General features: G+C 68.0%; 16 protein-coding genes. 4 read left to right on the forward strand and 12 right to left on the reverse strand.

Features of this window, described 5'->3' with window-relative positions:
• Nucleotides 1–42: 42 nt before the first annotated feature.
• From APZ15_RS15745 to APZ15_RS15755, 3 genes are all read right to left on the reverse strand, one after another.
• On the reverse strand, nt 43–873 hold the full coding sequence (locus APZ15_RS15745) for a 3',5'-nucleoside bisphosphate phosphatase (RefSeq protein WP_027786983.1): 831 nt from the start codon (nt 871–873) through the stop codon (nt 43–45).
• 82 nt (nt 874–955) lie between these two features.
• On the reverse strand, nt 956–1,846 hold the full coding sequence (locus tag APZ15_RS15750) for an alpha/beta fold hydrolase (protein ID WP_027786982.1): 891 nt from the start codon (nt 1,844–1,846) through the stop codon (nt 956–958).
• A gap of 177 nt (nt 1,847–2,023) precedes the next feature.
• Complete coding sequence (locus APZ15_RS15755; protein WP_027786981.1) at nt 2,024–2,881, reverse strand: ferritin-like domain-containing protein; 858 nt, start codon at nt 2,879–2,881, stop codon at nt 2,024–2,026.
• 149 nt (nt 2,882–3,030) lie between these two features.
• Between APZ15_RS15755 and APZ15_RS15760 the strand changes: the two genes are divergently transcribed.
• The 3 genes from APZ15_RS15760 (at nt 3,031) to APZ15_RS15770 (ending at nt 5,028) form a co-directional block, all read left to right on the forward strand.
• Nucleotides 3,031–3,555: a gamma carbonic anhydrase family protein gene (locus tag APZ15_RS15760; RefSeq protein ID WP_021157692.1), complete on the forward strand. Its 525-nt coding sequence runs from the start codon at nt 3,031–3,033 to the stop codon at nt 3,553–3,555.
• Nucleotides 3,556–3,580: 25 nt separating this feature from the next.
• Complete coding sequence (gene hslO, locus APZ15_RS15765) at nt 3,581–4,531, forward strand: Hsp33 family molecular chaperone HslO (RefSeq protein ID WP_027786980.1); 951 nt, start codon at nt 3,581–3,583, stop codon at nt 4,529–4,531.
• 134 nt (nt 4,532–4,665) lie between these two features.
• Nucleotides 4,666–5,028, forward strand: coding sequence for a hypothetical protein (locus APZ15_RS15770; RefSeq protein WP_027786979.1), 363 nt, complete (start codon nt 4,666–4,668; stop codon nt 5,026–5,028).
• A gap of 89 nt (nt 5,029–5,117) precedes the next feature.
• Here the strand turns inward: APZ15_RS15770 and ftsB are convergent, their stop codons facing one another.
• The 9 genes from ftsB to APZ15_RS15815 form a co-directional block, all read right to left on the reverse strand.
• Nucleotides 5,118–5,543, reverse strand: a complete 426-nt coding sequence (gene ftsB / locus APZ15_RS15775) for a cell division protein FtsB (protein WP_027786978.1) — start codon at nt 5,541–5,543, stop codon at nt 5,118–5,120.
• An 81-nt stretch (nt 5,544–5,624) separates the two neighbouring features.
• Nucleotides 5,625–6,908: a phosphopyruvate hydratase gene (gene eno, locus APZ15_RS15780; RefSeq protein WP_011352544.1), complete on the reverse strand. Its 1,284-nt coding sequence runs from the start codon at nt 6,906–6,908 to the stop codon at nt 5,625–5,627.
• A 106-nt stretch (nt 6,909–7,014) separates the two neighbouring features.
• Nucleotides 7,015–7,869, reverse strand: a complete 855-nt coding sequence (gene kdsA / locus APZ15_RS15785) for a 3-deoxy-8-phosphooctulonate synthase (protein WP_021157688.1) — start codon at nt 7,867–7,869, stop codon at nt 7,015–7,017.
• Nucleotides 7,866–9,524: a CTP synthase gene (locus APZ15_RS15790; protein ID WP_021157687.1), complete on the reverse strand. Its 1,659-nt coding sequence runs from the start codon at nt 9,522–9,524 to the stop codon at nt 7,866–7,868. Before APZ15_RS15790 ends, kdsA begins: the two co-directional genes overlap by 4 nt.
• Nucleotides 9,525–9,704: 180 nt before the next feature.
• Nucleotides 9,705–10,550, reverse strand: a complete 846-nt coding sequence (locus tag APZ15_RS15795) for an alpha/beta fold hydrolase (RefSeq protein ID WP_027786977.1) — start codon at nt 10,548–10,550, stop codon at nt 9,705–9,707.
• A 49-nt stretch (nt 10,551–10,599) separates the two neighbouring features.
• Nucleotides 10,600–13,092 carry a DNA internalization-related competence protein ComEC/Rec2 gene (locus tag APZ15_RS15800; protein ID WP_027786976.1) on the reverse strand — a complete coding sequence of 831 codons (2,493 nt, stop codon included), beginning with the start codon at nt 13,090–13,092 and terminating at the stop codon, nt 10,600–10,602.
• Nucleotides 13,093–13,149: 57 nt separating this feature from the next.
• Nucleotides 13,150–13,938, reverse strand: a complete 789-nt coding sequence (locus tag APZ15_RS15805) for a TatD family hydrolase (RefSeq protein ID WP_027786975.1) — start codon at nt 13,936–13,938, stop codon at nt 13,150–13,152.
• A 64-nt stretch (nt 13,939–14,002) separates the two neighbouring features.
• Nucleotides 14,003–14,761 (reverse strand): lipoprotein-releasing ABC transporter ATP-binding protein LolD, encoded by a 759-nt coding sequence (gene lolD / locus APZ15_RS15810; protein ID WP_027786974.1) that lies wholly within the window; start codon nt 14,759–14,761, stop codon nt 14,003–14,005.
• Nucleotides 14,754–16,007: a lipoprotein-releasing ABC transporter permease subunit gene (locus tag APZ15_RS15815; RefSeq protein WP_021157682.1), complete on the reverse strand. Its 1,254-nt coding sequence runs from the start codon at nt 16,005–16,007 to the stop codon at nt 14,754–14,756. The genes lolD and APZ15_RS15815 overlap by 8 nt, the downstream gene beginning before the upstream one ends.
• Nucleotides 16,008–16,169: 162 nt before the next feature.
• Between APZ15_RS15815 and APZ15_RS15820 the strand changes: the two genes are divergently transcribed.
• Nucleotides 16,170–17,234 (forward strand): hypothetical protein, encoded by a 1,065-nt coding sequence (locus APZ15_RS15820; protein ID WP_027786973.1) that lies wholly within the window; start codon nt 16,170–16,172, stop codon nt 17,232–17,234.
• Nucleotides 17,235–17,242 lie beyond the last annotated feature (8 nt).

Consider the following 17,242-nt stretch of genomic DNA (forward strand, 5'->3'; position numbering starts at 1 on the left):
CGCGCGCCGGCGGCAACGCGGGCGGCAGACCGCCGCCCGGTGTCAGAGCCAGCGCTCCCAGACCGGTGTCAGGTCGGGCGGCAGCGGCGGCAGGCCGCCGAGCTCGACACGGCCCTCGCCTGGCGCATGGAAATCCGAGCCGCGCGATACCTCGAAGCCGAAGCGGCGTGCGACGTCCGCGTATTCGCGGTACTGGTCGGGCGTGTGGCTGCCCGTCACGACCTCGATCGCGCGGCCGCCCAGATCGATGAACTCGCCGAAAAACGCGTCGAATTCGACGGGCGTATAGCGATAACGGCCCGGATGCGCGACCACGGCTTCACCGCCGGCCGCCCGAATCCAGGCGACCGCGTCGGGCAGCGTCGCCCAACGGTGCGGGACGAACCCGGGCTTGCCGTCGCCGAGCAGGCGATCGAACACGTCGGACGTCGATTCGGCATGGCCGTTCTCGACGAGAAACCGCGCGAAATGCGTGCGGGAGATCAGGTCGGGATTCGATACGTACTTCAGCGCGCCTTCGTACGCGCCGGGAATGCCGAGCGTGGCGAGCTGCTCGCCGATCGCCAGCGCGCGCGCCGCGCGGCCGTGGCGCGTGCGATACAGGCCGTCGACGAGCACCGGATTCGCGGGATCGACGTTCAGGCCGACGATGTGCACGGTGCGCGACGCCCACGTGACCGAAATCTCGACGCCGCTCAGGTAGCGCATGCCGAGCGCTTCCGCCTCGCTGCGCGCCGCCGCCTGACCGCCGATTTCGTCGTGGTCGGTCAACGCCCACAGGGTCACGCCGCCGGCATGGGCGCGGCGCGCGACGTCGGCAGGCGACAGCAACCCGTCGGAAACATTCGAATGGCAGTGGAGATCGGCGTTCATTGTCGGCATGGCAGGTAAGGCTTCATTCTACTGCAACGCGGCAATGCGCCGCCCGCCTGCCCCGCCGCTGACGCCGCGCGGCTTACGCGCAGAACGCCTCGATCAGCGCCGCGATCTGCTCGGGCTGGTCGTGATGCACCATGTGGCCGGCATCCTCGACGAGCTTCTCGCGCCAGTCGGAAAACGCGTTGAAACGCGCCTTGAATTCCGGCAGCGGGATATCGCCGGCGATGTGTGCGAGCGTCGGCGAGTTGACGGCCTCGACGTGCAGCACCTTCGCACGCACCTGCGCCCAGGTAGCCATCACTTCGTCGAGCCGGTACAGCAGCGGGCCCGGCATCTTGTGAGCGGGGTCGGCCAGCAGGTGGTAGAGGCCGTCGTCGCCGCGCTTCGACCAGTGCGCGGCGAGGAACGCGGCGCGACGCGGGTCCAGCCGGGGATTGGTTTTGGTCAGGCGCGCCGCCACGTCGTCGAGTGACGCATAAGGGCGCAGCGCGGGCGGTTCGCGCAACTCGTCGAGCCAGCCGCGCAGCCGGCGCGGCGCCTGCTCGGCCCGCGCGGGCGCGAGCCCGAAACCCTCGAGATCGACCACGCGCCGCACGCGCTCCGGCCGTGCGCCGGCATACAGGCACACGACGTTCGCGCCCATGCTGTGCCCGACCAGGTTGACTTCGCCGGCCGGCGCATAGTGGTCGACGAGCGCATCGAGATCGCCCAGGTATTCATGGAACCAGTAGTGGCCGCCACCCTGCCGCGCGACCGGCCAGTCGGACAGCCCGAAGCCGCGCGCATCGGGCGCGATCACCTGCCAGTCGCCCGCGAGCGCATCGACGACGAACTGGAACGACGCCGCGACGTCCATCCAGCCATGCAGCATGAACAGCGTCGGCGCATCGGGCCGGCCCCAGCGCCGGACATGCAGCTGGACGCCGCGCACCATGACGAAATCGGAAACAGAACTCGAGGCACTCATCGCAGCCGCTCAAAAAAAGAATGGTCGTTCGATTATAGCGGCGGCGCTTTCTTTCCGGCGGCCGGCAGTCGAGGCGCCGCTCTAGCGGCGCCGGCGCGCACGGGCCGCCGGGACGCGCCATCTGCCGGGTGCCCTGGACAGCCGGCGGCGGTCGAAACGCAGCCGAACCCGAGCGGGTCAGCGCGGCGCGCTTCCGTCCGCCCCGTCCTGCGCGGCCAGTTCGTCGAGTTCGGCCTGCTCGAATCCGGCATCGCGGCGTGCGTCGAAATTGAACGGGCCGCGCAGCCGCGGTGCATGGTATTGCTCGGCGAGCTGCCGGTAGGTCGGCACGGGATCGCGGCCGGCTTCGTCGCACAGATGCCGGAACCAGCAGTTGCCAATCGCGACATGGCCGATTTCGTCGCGCAGGATCACGTCGAGGATCGCGGCCGACGCATCGTCGCCCGCCTGTACGAGCCGCGCGCGAATCGGCGGCGATGCGTCGAGCCCGCGGGCCTCGAGCGTACGAGGCACGAGCGCCATGCGCGCAAGCACGTCGCCCTTGGTTCGCTCGCACATCTCCCACAGGCCGTTGTGCGCGGGAAAATCGCCGTACGCATGCCCGAATGCCGCCAGGCGGTCGGACAGCAGCGTGAAGTGGTACGCCTCCTCGGCCGCCACCTTCAGCCAGTCCGAGTAGAACGCGTTCGGCAGGCCCGCGAAGCGCCAGACGGCGTCGAGCGCGAGGTTGATCGCATTGAACTCGATATGGGCAAGCGCGTGCAGCAGCACGGCGCGCCCTTCGGGCGAACGCACGCTACGTCGCTCGAGCTGGCGCGGCTCGACCAGCGGCGGGCGCGCCGGGCGCCCGGGCAAGTCGGCCGGCTCGGGCAACTCGAGCGACGGGGCGATCGTCGCCCGCCCGGCCAGCAGCGCATCGTGGAGCGAGCGCACCTGTGCGGCCTTGGCCGCGGGTTCTGCGTCACGCAGTGCGACAAGCGCGGCGCGGCGCACGCAGGCACGCGCATCGCCGAAAGAAGAATACTCCATGCTCATAAACGGGGACACCCTGCGCGCGCATCGCGGGAGCGCACGCACGCGACGGTTTACAATAGGCGATTGTTCCGCGGCGCAATGCGAACGCGCCGGGCAAACCGGACGCGCCATTCTACCGGCGCCCATCATCGAAGAGACAAGGAGACTCCGTGACGATCTACAAGCTGGGCGATACGGCCCCGACGATCCACGAAAGCGTATTCGTCGCCGACACGGCGGCCATCATCGGCAAGGTCGTGCTCGAGGAGAACGCGAGCGTCTGGTTCGGTGCGACGATTCGCGGCGACAACGAGACGATTACCGTCGGCGCGGGCAGCAACGTCCAGGAAGGCGCGGTACTGCATACGGACCCGGGCTTTCCGCTGACGATTGCCGAAAACGTGACGATCGGCCACCAGGCCATGCTGCACGGCTGCACGATCGGCGAAGGGTCGCTGGTCGGGATTCAGGCGGTGGTCTTGAATGGAGCGGTGATCGGCCGCAACTGTCTGGTTGGTGCCGGCGCGGTCGTGACGGAAGGCAAGACGTTCCCGGACAATTCGCTGATTCTCGGCGCACCGGCGAAAGTCGTGCGCGAGCTGACGGCGGAAGACATCGCGCGGCTGCGCACGAACGCGAAGACGTACGTCGAGCGGCGTGCGCATTTCAAGGAGCAACTCGTGCGAATCGGGTGATTCGCACGGATTTCAAGGAAGAAGAGTGAGCGACCAGTTACAGAAATTCATGTTCAATGCGGCGCCCGTGCGCGGCGAGATCGTTTCGCTGCGCAATACGTGGCAGGAAGTGCTCTCCCGCCGCGACTACCCGGCCCCCGTGCGCACGGTGCTCGGCGAGATGATGGCCGCATGCGCGCTGCTGTCCGCGAACCTGAAATTCAACGGCACCCTGATCATGCAGATCTTCGGCGACGGGCCGGTCCAGATGCTGGTCGTCCAGTGCGGCTCGGATCTGTCGATGCGGGCCACCGCGAAGTTCGCCGGCGACGCCGCCCAGACGATCGGCGACGACACGAGCTTCGCATCGCTCGTCAATGCGAGCGGTCACGGCCGTTGCGTGATCACGCTCGACCCGGCCGACAAGCTGCCGGGCCAGCAGCCGTACCAGGGCATCGTGCCGCTGAACGGCGTCGACGGCCCGCTCGAATCCGTCTCGCAGGTGCTCGAGCATTACATGCATCACTCGGAGCAGCTCGACACGCGGATGTGGCTCGCTGCCGATCGCGACCGCGCAGTCGGCATGCTGCTGCAGAAGCTGCCGGGCGACGGCGGCATCGTGCCGCGCAACGCCGAAACCGATACCGATACGTGGGAACGCGTCTGCACGCTCGGCGGCACGCTGTCCGCCAAGGAACTGCTCGAGGTCGAACCGGAAGTCGTGTTCCGCCGGCTGTTCTGGCAGGAAAACGTGCAGCACTTCGAGCCGGCCGGCACGCGCTTCCAGTGCTCGTGCTCGCGCGAGAAGGTCGGTGCGATGCTGCGCATGCTCGGCCGCGAAGAGGTCGACAGCGTGATCGTCGAGCGTGGCCACGTCGAGATCCATTGCGAGTTCTGCAATCAGCGCTATGAATTCGATCCGGTCGACGTCGCGCAGCTGTTCGCGGCACCCGGCGTCGAGACGGGCATCGCGCCCGCGACCGAACAGCGTCACTGAGCGGCGACCCGATGCCCGCCGTCCGGGCACGGGCGCATAATGACGCACGAGCGTCGCACGCAAGGCTCGCGCGCCGAAGTCCCGCACTTCGGCGCAAGCCGCTTCCCGTCGTCGGCGCGCTGCAGGAGAAACACATGAATCGCCCGCTTCGTCTCCCGTTTCGAACCGTCGTCCTGACGAGCGTTGCCGCCTGCACGCTCGCGCTTGCCGGCTGCGCGATGCCGCCGCCGACTTCCACGATCCTGAGCCGCCTGCCCGAACCCGGCGCATCGGGCGGCCAGCCGCCCGCGCTGTCGAGCGCCGAACGCAAGCGCTATGACGAGATCGACCAGCAGGTGCTGCGCGAACAGAACAGCGCGATGGCAGCCGAGGCAGCCGCGCGCGCATGGGCCTATTACTCGCCGCCGCCCGTGACCGTCTACGGCGGGTATTACGGCGGATGGGGCAATCGCTGGGGCACGGGTATCAGCTACGGCTACCCGGGATGGTGGTGGTGAGCATCCATCGCTCAGCCGATTGACTACCGGCAGGAAATAAAAAAGCGCGGCATTTCCCGCGCTTTTTCAATGGGTTCGAACGATCGTGATCAGTGATGCGCGGCCTTGCCCTTATCGCCGCCATGATGCCGCGACGGCTTCGCGATCGACTGCGGATTCGGCACGACGCGCACCGGCGCCGCGGACACGGCGCCGCGCGTCGACGTATTCGACGGCATGTTGTTCAACGGCGCGGCCGGCGCATTCGGCGACACGAACTGCACGAATACCTCGCCGTCCTTCACCATGCCCATCTCGTAGCGCGCGCGCTCCTCGATGGCCGCGGTGCCGCTCTGCAGATCCTGCACTTCGCCGGCAGTGCGCTCGTTGCGCAGCTTCTCGTCCGCATTCTTCTGGAGCTGGTCGTCGAGCTGCTGACGCAATTCATGCACCCGCAGCCAGCCGCCGTGTCCCCACCATAGGGGGTACTGAATGAGCGCCAGCAAGGCAATCAGGACGACAGTGACAAGCCGCATGTAAGAAACGCAGATATAAGAAGCGCCGCTCCGCGCACATGCACAGAGCGGCGTCGATATGACGAACCCGATAGTAGCGCGTTAGCGCAGGTTATAGAAAGCCGATTTACCCGGGTAGCTCGCGATGTCGCCGAGATCTTCCTCGATGCGCAGCAGCTGGTTGTACTTCGAGATACGGTCGCTGCGCGACAGCGAACCCGTCTTGATCTGACCGGCGTTCAGGCCAACCGCGATATCCGCGATCGTCGAATCTTCCGTTTCGCCCGAGCGGTGCGAGATCACGGCCGTGTAGCCTGCGCGCTTCGCCATTTCGATGGCCGCGAACGTTTCGGTCAGCGTACCGATCTGGTTGATCTTGATGAGGATCGAGTTCGCGATGCCCTTCTCGATGCCTTCCTTCAGGATGCGCGTGTTCGTGACGAACAGGTCGTCGCCGACCAGTTGCACCTTCTTGCCGAGGCGGTCGGTCAGCAGCTTCCAGCCTTCCCAGTCGCTTTCGTGCATGCCGTCCTCGATCGACACGATCGGGAACTTGTCGGCGAGCGTCGCGAGGTAGTCGGTGAATTCGGCCGACGACAGTTGCAGGCCTTCGCCCGCGAGCTGGTACTTGCCGTCGTGATAGAACTCGGATGCCGCGCAGTCGAGCGCGAGCAGCACGTCTTCGCCCGCACGGTAGCCGGCCTTCTCGATCGCCTGCAGGATCGTCGACAGGCACTCGTCGTTGCTGCCGAAGTTCGGCGCGAAGCCGCCTTCGTCGCCGACTGCCGTGCTCATGCCGCGGTCGCTCAGGATCTTCTTCAGTGCGTGGAACACTTCCGCGCCGCAACGCAGGGCTTCACGGAACGTCGGCTGGCTCACCGGGACGATCATGAATTCCTGGATGTCGAGGCTGTTGTTCGCATGCGCGCCGCCGTTGACGATGTTCATCATCGGCACCGGCAGTTGCATCGCGCCCGAACCGCCGAAGTAGCGGTACAGCGGCAGGCCGGCCTCTTCGGCGGCCGCCTTCGCGACGGCCATCGACACGGCCAGCATCGCGTTCGCGCCGAGGCGCGACTTGTTGTCGGTGCCGTCCAGCTCGAGCAGCGTCTTGTCGAGGAACGCCTGTTCCGACGCGTCGAGGCCCATGATGGCTTCGGAGATTTCGGTGTTGATGTGCTCGACCGCCTTCAGCACGCCCTTGCCGTTGTAGCGGCCGGCTTCGCCGTCGCGCAGTTCGATCGCTTCACGCGAACCGGTGGACGCGCCCGACGGCACCGCCGCGCGGCCCATCGTGCCCGATTCGAGCAGCACGTCGCATTCGACGGTGGGGTTGCCGCGCGAATCCAGAATCTCGCGGCCGATGATATCTACGATTGCACTCATGGGTTTCCTCTGAGAATGACGATGGATTCTTCAAACTGCGACGGCGCGCGCGCCCGAACCGCTTTCGCTACTGACGCGCGAAACCGTCGCAAGGTTCATTCGATCTTTAATTGAAATCGTTTTCCAGGAACGGGTGGCGCTTCACCGCCTGGTCGAGCGTGACGAGGGTCTCCAGCAGCGCGCTCATCCGGTTCAGCGGCACCGCGTTCGGGCCGTCCGATTTTGCCTCGGCCGGATTCGGGTGCGTTTCCATGAAGAGGCCCGCGACGCCCGTCGCGACTGCCGCACGGGCAAGCACCGGCACGAATTCGCGCTGGCCGCCCGAGCTCGTGCCCTGCCCGCCCGGCAACTGCACCGAGTGGGTCGCGTCGAACACGACCGGGGCGCTCGTCTCGCGCATGATCGCGAGCGAACGCATGTCCGACACGAGATTGTTGTAGCCGAACGAGACACCGCGCTCGCACGCCATGAAGCGGTCTTCCGACAGCCCCGCTTCACGTGCGGCGTCGCGCGCCTTGTCGATCACGTTCTTCATGTCGTGCGGCGCGAGGAACTGGCCCTTCTTGATGTTGACGGGCTTGCCCGAGCGCGCGCACGCCTGGATGAAATCGGTCTGGCGGCACAGGAACGCGGGCGTCTGCAGCACGTCGACGACCGACGCGACCTGCTCGATCTCGTCGATCGAATGCACGTCGGTCAGCACCGGCAGGCCGAGCTGGCGCTTCACCTCGGACAGGATCCGTAGGCCCTCGTCCATTCCGAGGCCACGAAACGACTTGCCCGAACTGCGGTTCGCCTTGTCGTAGGACGACTTGTAGATGAACGGAACGTTCAGCTTCGCGCAGATTTCCTTCAGGCGGCCTGCCGTGTCGATCGTCATTTGCTCCGACTCGACGACGCAGGTACCCGCGATCAGGAAGAAAGGCTTGTCGAGACCGACCTCGAAATCGCACAGCTTCATGCCTGCACTCCGCGCGCTTGCTTGTTGGCGAGCGCGGCTTCGACGAACGACTTGAAGAGGGGATGACCGTCACGCGGCGTGGACGTGAATTCCGGGTGGAACTGGACGCCGACGAACCACGGGTGCATCGAACGCGGCAGCTCCATCATTTCCGGCAGATCCTCGCTCGGGGTACGGGCGCTGATGATAAGGCCGCCGGCTTCGAGCTGGGGCACGAAGCGGTTATTGACTTCATAACGGTGGCGATGGCGTTCGTTCACGTCCTTGCCATAGATTTCCTCGGCCATCGTGCCGGGCTTGATCGGGCAGCGCTGCGAACCGAGGCGCATCGTGCCGCCGAGGTCGGATTCCTCGGTGCGCGTCTCGACCTTGCCGTCGCGGTCATACCACTCGGTGATCAGCGCGACCACGCGTTCCGGCGTGTCCGGCTCGAATTCCGTGCTGTTCGCCTGCTTCAGGCCGACGACGTCGCGTGCGAATTCGATCACCGCGAGCTGCATGCCGAGGCAGATGCCGAGATACGGCACCTTGGCTTCACGCGCATAGCGGATCGCCGCGATCTTGCCTTCCGTGCCGCGACGGCCGAAACCGCCCGGCACCAGCACGGCGTCGAGGTGCTTCAGGCTGTCGACACCGTTCGACTCGATCTCTTCCGAGTCGATGTATTCGATGTTGACCTTGGTCGACGTGTGCAGCGATGCGTGGCGCAGCGCCTCGATCAGCGACTTGTACGACTCGGTCAGGTCGACGTACTTGCCGACCATGCCGATCGTCACTTCGTGCTTCGGGTTCTCGAGCTTCTCGACGAGTTCCGACCACATGCTCAGGTCGGCGTCCTTCGGCGACAGCTTCAGTTCCTCGCAGATGATCCGGTCGAGGCCCTGGTCGTGCAGCATCTGCGGAATCTTGTAGATGCTGTCGGCGTCCCACACCGAGATCACGGCGTCTTCCGGCACGTTCGAGAACATCGAGATCTTCTTCGATTCGTCGTCCGGAATGCGGCGGTCCGCACGGCACAGCAGCACGTGCGGCAGGATGCCGATCTCGCGCAGCTTCTGCACGCTGTGCTGGGTCGGCTTCGTCTTCAGCTCGCCGGCCGTCGCGACGTACGGCACCAGCGTCAGGTGCACGAAGCACGCGCTGTTGCGGCCGAGGCGCAGGCTCATCTGGCGCGCGGCTTCAAGGAACGGCAGCGATTCGATGTCGCCGACCGTGCCGCCGATCTCGACGATCGCGACATCCGGCTCGCCGCAGGTGGCCGATGCCGCCCCGCGCTCGATGAACGCCTGGATTTCGTTCGTGATGTGCGGAATCACCTGCACGGTCTTGCCGAGATAGTCGCCGCGGCGTTCCTTGCGGATCACCGATTCGTAGATCTGGCCGGTCGTGAAGTTGTTGGCCTTGCGCATCTTCGTGCTGATGAAGCGCTCATAGTGGCCGAGGTCGAGGTCGGTCTCCGCTCCGTCTTCCGTCACGAACACTTCGCCGTGCTGGAACGGGCTCATCGTGCCGGGGTCGACGTTGATGTAGGGATCGAGTTTGAGGAGGGTGACTTTCAGACCGCGCGATTCGAGGATCGCGGCGAGGGAGGCGGCGGCAATACCCTTGCCGAGGGAAGAAACTACGCCGCCGGTGACGAAAACATATTTGGTCATCGCTGAATGCTCGCGGGAAAAACGGATTATACCGTAAAGCCCGCCCTTCTCTCAGCAATTGACTCGATGATCGCGCCCTTTCGCGCCACCCCGCACCAGCCGTGGGCGCCGGGGCGAAGCCCCCCGCCGGCCGGCGCAGCCGCACGCACAGGCGGCGCGGCCCGGTCACCCGGCCCGGCGTCAGGCGCGCTTCGCGAGCGGGGCGCCGCCCTGCGACACTTCGCCCTCGGCCGCCTTCAGCGAATTCAGCATCCGCTGCAATGCGCGGGCGGTCTCGAGCGGCCGCTCCATCGGGAACAGGTGGCTGCCTTCCAGCCATTCGACGCGGCCGCGCGCCGCGCGGCGCGTCGCATCGAGCCCGACCTGGCGCACCTCGCGCGAACGCGTGCCGGCGAGAAAACCGAGCGGCACCGGCGCGCCGTGCGCGAGCCTCGGGCCGAGCGTGTGCGGCAGCGTCCGGTAGATCAGGTATTCGACCTGCCGGTCGAACGCGAGCACCCGCTCGCCGTCGGCCCCGGCCTGCGGAATCCCGTAGTCGATGTAGTCGGCCAGCATCCGTTCGTCCCAGCGGGCGAACGCCGGTTTCTCACGAAAGTGCCGCCAGACTTCGTCACGGCTCACCCAGCGCGTGCGCCGGTTACGCGTCGCGGCCGCCGGCGACAGCCGCTCGTCGAGCCCCGCCCACTGGCTCGCACGCAATGCGCCGGCGCGCCAGCCCGCGATGATCGGCGAATCGATCATCACGACGCCGCGCACCCATTGAGGCTTCTTCAGCGCAGCCATCAGCGACAGGTAGCCGCCGAGCGAATGGCCGACGAGCCAGACGGGACGCTCGTAGCGGCTGCCGATGTCGTCAAGCAGTTGCTCGACGAGATGCGGCCAGTCGCGCGTCACCGGATAGCGGCGGTCGTGGCCGATCCGTTCGATGTAGCGCAGCTCGTAGTCGTCGGCCAGTTCGGCGAAGATCGTGCGGTACGTCGACGCCGGAAAGCCGTTCGCATGCGAGAAATGGAGGATGTCCTTCAAACGCCGATGTCTCCCTTGTCGACCGGAATTGACGCGGCCCTTGCCGCGCTCACCGATCCATCCAGTATCGCCGCCGAACGTCGCGATGAAGCTCGAAGGCAAACCCGCCGTCGGCCGGCGCGACGTCGAACCGCACGGCGCCGTCGCGATCGGTGCGCGGCAGCGGAATCCCGCGCCCCTCGTAACGTGCGAGAACCGCCCGGTGCGGATGTCCGAAACGATTGCGATAGCCTACAGGAAATACCGCGACGCGCGGCCCGACCGAATCGAGGAAAGGCTCGACCGACGACGTGCGGCTGCCGTGGTGCGGAACGACCAGGATCTGCGCGGCCAGCGTGTCGCGCGCCGTGCCCACGAGCTGGCGCTCGACGGGCGCTTCGATGTCGCCCGTCAGCAGCGCGGACGTCCCGCCCGCGTCGATGCGCAGCACGCACGACTGCCCGTTCGACGAACCCGCGCCCGGACCGCCCGACGGCCAGAGCATCGTGAACACCACGCCGTCCCAGGTCCAGCGCTGCCCGGCCGCGCACGGCAGCCGGTCGGCAACGCCGGCGGCCATCGCATCGCGCCACAGCCCGCTCGTCGGCGGAATGCCCGCCAGCAGCTGGCGCACGTCGGCAGCCGCATAGACGGCCGGCGCGCCGCCCGCGTGATCGGCATGCGCGTGACTGAGCACGAGCGAATCGACCACCGCGATGCCTCGTGAGCGCAATGCCGGCGCGACGATCCGCGCACCGGCATGCGTCGACTCCGCGCCCGGTCCCGCGTCGAACAGCAAGGTCCGTCGGGCGGTCTCCACCAGCACCGACGCACCCTGCCCGACGTCGAGCACGGTCAGCCGGAAACCGCCCGGCGGCGGCGCATCGGCTGCCGGCGCGACGAGCGGCAGCCACGTGAGCGGCGCAGCCCAGCGCAGCGGCCAGCCGCGCGGCATCAGCGCCCATGCGACGCCCGCGCAGGCCAGCGCCAGCACCGGCCAGTCGGGCATGCGCAACCAGAACACGCCGGCCGGCCAGTCGGCGAGGTATCCCAGCAACGTCATCATCGGTTCGAGTGCCGCGTGCGCAAGCCGGAACGCATAGGCGTCGAACGGCGCCGGCAGCGCGATGCCGGCCAGCACGACCGGCGTCACGACCGAGCTGACCCAGGGAATCGCGAACGCATTGCCGAACGGGCCCGACAGCGATATCTGCGCAAACCAGGCGGCCGTCAGCGGCGCGAGGCCGATCGTCACCGCGTACTGCACGCGCGTGGCCTCGGCGATGCGGCGCCCGGCGCGTGCACCCCACGCGCGCGCCCGGTTCGACAAGCCAGCGGTGCCGCCACCCTCCTCACCCCCATCGCCTTGCGCATCGGCCTCGCGCACGGCGCGCCAGCCGGAAACCGCCAGCAGGATCACGGCGACCGCCCCGAACGACAGCCAGAACCCGGCCGACAGCACGGCCCACGGATCGGCAAGCAGTACGCCGCCGAGCGACGCGCACAGCACCGCGGAAGCCGGCACGCTGCGCCCGGCCAGATACGCAATGCCGCCGGCCGCGATCATCCACCATGCGCGCTGCGCCGGCACGTTGAAGCCGGCGAGCGCCGCATAACCGGCCGCGGCCGTCAGCGCGGCGAGCGCGGCCGCGTACGGCGCCGGCAATACGAGCGTCGCGGCCCGGGCGCGCCAGCGCAGGCGACGCCAGACCATCGACACGAGCCCGCCCGCGATCGCGCCGACGAGCCCGACATGCAGGCCGGAGATCGCGACGAGGTGGCTCGTGCCCGTGTTGCGCAGCACGCGCCAGTCGTCGTCGCCGATGCCCGACTGGTCGCCGATCGCGAGCGCGGCGACGATGCCGCGATGGCCGGCGTCGCCGCCAAGCGTCTCGCCGATGCGCGAGCGCAGCACGTCGCGCAGCCGATCGATCGATGCACGCCATCCCGACGCGCGCGCATCGAGCAATACCGCCCGCCGGGGCGCGCTGACATAACCGACGGCGCGAATGCCCGCGGCAAGCCAGGCCGCCTCGCTGTCGCGCACGCCGGGATTGGCCTCCGCATGCGGGCGCTTCAGGCGCACGACGAAACGCCAGCGCTGCGCGGCGCGCAGATCGGGCAGCGCGTCGCGCGTCGCGGCCGCGTCATACGCGCGCCACGACAGACGGATCAACGGCGGGAAACGGGCCAGCCCCGCATCGTTCGACTCGACCGCGAACAGCAGCCGCGCACCTGTGTCGTCGACCACGGGCAGCCCCCGGATCACACCGGTGACGACGATGTCGCGCCCTTCCCACTCGACGGGCAGGCTGTCGCCCAGCCGCCATTCGGCCCGCGCGGCCGCGTAGCCGAATCCGGCGACGCTGGCCGCGAGCGCGCAAAGCATCCATCCGAACGCGACGGTCATGCGCATACGCCGGCGGCGCATGCACCACGCGCCCAGGACCACGCAGCCCGCGAGCACGGTCGCACCGATCGTCCATGCGAACGCACCCGGCAGCGTCGCCTGCCGCTGCAGTACGACCACGCCGAGCGCGAACGCGATCCACCACACGCGCATCGTCCCTCCTCGTCGATCCGGCGCCGCCATTGCGAATACGGCGCCTTCCGGCAACGATTATGCGGACGAAAGGGCGAGTCGCGGCAGCGCGGCGAGCGCGTTAGCCGAAGTGCATAGGGAGAGCGCGCCGGTGTCGATCCCGCGCAGTTCGGCGAGCACGTCGCCGATGCGCGGCACCTGGTCGGGCGTGTTGCGGGATTTGTATGCCCATTCGGGCGCGATGTCGGGCGCATCCGTCTCGACGACGATCGCCTCGAGCGGCAACTGCGTCGCGAGCCGGCGGATCTGCAGCGCCCGCGTGAACGTCACGTTGCCGCCGAAGCCGAGATGCAGCCCGTGCGCGAGATACGCTTCGGCCTGCTGAAAACTGCCGTTGAACGCATGCGCGATGCCGCGCCGCACGCCGAAGCGGCGCAGCCCGGCCAGTACGCGGTCCTGCGACTTGCGCACGTGACACAGCACGGGCAGGTCGAATTCGCGCGCAAGCTTCAGCTGCCCCTGGTAGAAGAACTGCTGCCGCGCGTCGTCGAGCCCCTGCACGAAATAGTCGAGTCCGATCTCGCCGATCGCGACGAAGCGCGGATCGTCGAGGCTCGCCTCGATTTCCATGCGCAACAGGTCGAGATCCTCGTCGCGTGCGCGCGGCGTATACATCGGATGGATGCCGAGCGCATAGACCGCGCCCGGCGTGCGGTGCGCAAGCTCGCGCACCGTCGTGAAGTTGTCGCGCCCGACGCTCGGGATCACGATGCGCGACACGCCGGCCGCGTGCGCCGCCTGTACGACCGCGTCGCGGTCGGCGTCGAACTCGGCGGCATCGAGATGGCAGTGCGTATCGATCCACATGGCGATGTTCCAGCACGCTGGCGCCGCGCCGGGACGAACCCGACAGCCGGCCAGCGGCGTTCACTTACACCGGCAACGCCGGCTCCTCGTGCAGCACGCCGTCGCGCAGCCGCATGATGCGGTCGCAGCGCGCGGCGAGATCGGGATCGTGCGTGACGATCACGAAGCTCGTTTCGAGCGTTTCCGACAATTCGAGCATCAGATTGAACACCGTATCTGCCGTCGTGCCGTCGAGGTTGCCGGTCGGCTCGTCGGCGAGCACGCACGCGGGCTTCGTGACCAGCGCGCGCGCGATCGCGACGCGCTGCCGCTCGCCACCCGACAGCTCGCCCGGCCGATGCTTCGCCCGCGGCCCGAGACCGACGCGTTCGAGCATCGCCTGGGCCTCGGCACGCGCGGCCTCGGTCGTCATCCGGCGGATGCGCAGCGGCATCGCGACGTTGTCGAGCGCGGTGAACTCGGGCAGCAGGTGATGGAACTGGTAGACGAAACCGAGCGCACGGTTGCGCAATTCGTTGCGCTCGCGCTCGGCGAGCTGCGTGAACGGCTTGCCGAGCAGCGACACCTCGCCCGCGCTCGGCTCGTCGAGCCCGCCCAGCACGTGCAGCAGCGTGCTCTTGCCGGAGCCCGACGCGCCGACGACCGCAAGCTTCTCGCCGCGCCGCACCGTCAGCTCGGTATTGTCGAGCACCTGCACGTTGAAGCCGCCCTGTACGAACGCCTTCGTGATCCCGCGCGCCTGAAGCACGTATTCCTGCATACCTGCCGAATCCTGTGTGTTGTGTTGTCGTGAATCCGCGAATGCGGTCGCGCGATCATTCATAGCGAAGGGCCTCCGCCGGCTTCACCTTCGCCCCGCGCCAGCTCGGATAGAGCGTCGCGACAGCCGACAGCGCGAACGCGATCAGCCCGATCCGGATCACGTCGCTCGCGACGAGTTCCGACGGCAGCTCGCTGATGAAGTACACCGACGGCGGCAGGAACTGCACACCGAACAGGTGCTCGATCATCGGGATCAGCCACGGGATGCTCCATGCGATCAGGCAGCCGAGCGCGACGCCCGACGCCGTGCCGACGAAGCCGATCGTCACGCCCTGCACGACGAAGATCTTCATGATCGACCCCGGCTGCGCGCCGAGCGTGCGCAGGATCGCGATGTCGGCCTGCTTGTTGGTCACCGTCATCACGAGCGACGACACGAGGTTGAACGCGGCCACCGCGATGATCAGCGTGAGGATGATGAACATCATCCGCTTCTCGATCTGCACGGCCGAGAACCACGTCTTGTTCTGCTGGGTCCAGTCGCGGATGTACAGGCTGCCCGACAGCGTATGCGACAGCTCGACCGCCACGTCCGGCGCCTTCTGCATGTCCTTCAGCCGCAGCCGCACACCGGTCGGCGCGGCCATCCGGAACAGCGCCTCGGCATCGCGGATGTTGATCATCGCGAGCGTGCTGTCGTATTCGTAGTGCCCGGACTCGAACACGCCGACGACCGTGAACTGCTTCAGCCGCGGCATCATGCCGGCCGGCGTGATCGAACCCTCCGGCGCGACGAGCGTCACCTTGTCGCCGACCGTCACGCCGAGGTTGCCGGCAAGCGCGTCGCCGAGCACGATGCCGAACTGGCCCGGCACGAGCGCGGCGAGCTGGCCGGCCTTCATGTCCTTGCCGATATCCGACACCTGCGGCTCGAGCGTCGGCTCGACACCGCGCAGCATCACGCCGCTCACCGCGTCCTGGCGAGTGAGCAGCGCCTGCGCGTCGACATATGGCGCCGCGCCGATCACCGACGGATTGCGGCGCGCTTCCTGCGCGGTCAGCTGCCAGTCGGGCATCGAGCCCGTCGGCGAGAACACCTCGACGTGCGCGAGCACCGACAGCATGCGGTCGCGCACTTCCTTCTGGAAGCCGTTCATCACCGACAGCACGACGATCAGTGCCGCGACACCGAGCGCGATCCCGAGCATCGACACGAGCGCGATGAAGGAAATGAAGCCGTTACCGGTCGTGCGTTTGCCGGCGCGCGTGTAGCGCCAGCCGATCTGCCATTCGTACGGAAGTTTCAAGCGAATCCTTTCTGCTGGTTACGGCGGGGAGGCGCCCCGCGGCCGGACCGCCGCCCGGTGGCGGCCACCGGCCCGGGCACGGTCGAAAAACGGCCGCCGGACGCGAACGGGCCGTCAGCCGGCCCGATCACGCGCGCAGTTTGCCATACAATGCGCACCATCATGCACGACCGACGCCTCCATTTTCTCGTTCCGTTCGCGCTGCCGTCGGCGGCCGATGCGGCCTCGTCCCTGCACACGCTGGACAGCCCCGCGCTCGAAAAGTTGCTCGCACGCGCGAGCCTCGTCGAGCGCGTGGCCGGCGAGGACTTCCAGCGCACGCTGCCGCACGAGCGCTGGCTGGCCCGCCAGTTCGGCGCGACCCAGGGCAACGCCGCCGACGAGGCGCCGCTCGCGCCCTACATGCTGCTGGCGGACGGCGGCGATCCGGGCGCCCGGGCCTGGGCCTGCGTCGAGCCCGTCCACGTCGAAATCGCGCACGATCACCTGGTGCTCGTCGATCCGGCGGCCCTTGCGCTCGACGACGGCGACGCGGCCGCGCTGCTCGCGGTCGCCCGGCCGCTGATCGAGGAGCTCGGCGTACGGCTCGAAGCGCCGAACCCGTCACGCTGGTACCTGTCGAGCGAGCAGCTCGCCCGGCTCGCCGGCGCCGCGCCGCTGCGCGCGAGCGGCCGCAACATCGAAATCTGGCTGCCGCACGAGGCGCATACGGGCGAACGCTCGCGGATGTGGATGAAGCTGCAGAACGAAGTGCAGATGGCCTGGTTCCAGCACCCGGTCAACGAAGCGCGCGAAGCGCGCGGGCTGCCGGCCGTCAACTCGATCTGGTTCCATGCGCAGGGCACGCTGAAACCGGTCGGCCAGCCGTTCGCGCGCGTGCTGTCCGCATCGCCCGCGGCGCTCGGCCTTGCGCGCGCCGCGCGGATCGACGCCTCGGGCGTGCCCGCCGCATTCGGTGCACTGCCCGCTGCCGGCGGCGCGACGCTCGTCGAACTGCCGGCGCTGACCACCCCGTTCATCGAGCAGGACTGGGCGCGCTGGCACGACGGACTCGCCGCGCTCGAGCGCGACTGGTTCGCGCCGGCCCTCGCCGCGCTGCGGAACGGCGAGCTGGCGGGCGTCGATTTCACGCTGTGCGGCGACACGAGTTCCGTGACGCTGCGTGCGACGCGCTCAGACCTGCGCAAGTTCTGGCGCCGCCGCGCGCTGGCCTCCCTGTTCGAATAACAAGCACA

Origin of the sequence: Burkholderia cepacia ATCC 25416 (genome assembly GCF_001411495.1) — a bacterium.
Classification (GTDB): domain Bacteria; phylum Pseudomonadota; class Gammaproteobacteria; order Burkholderiales; family Burkholderiaceae; genus Burkholderia; species Burkholderia cepacia.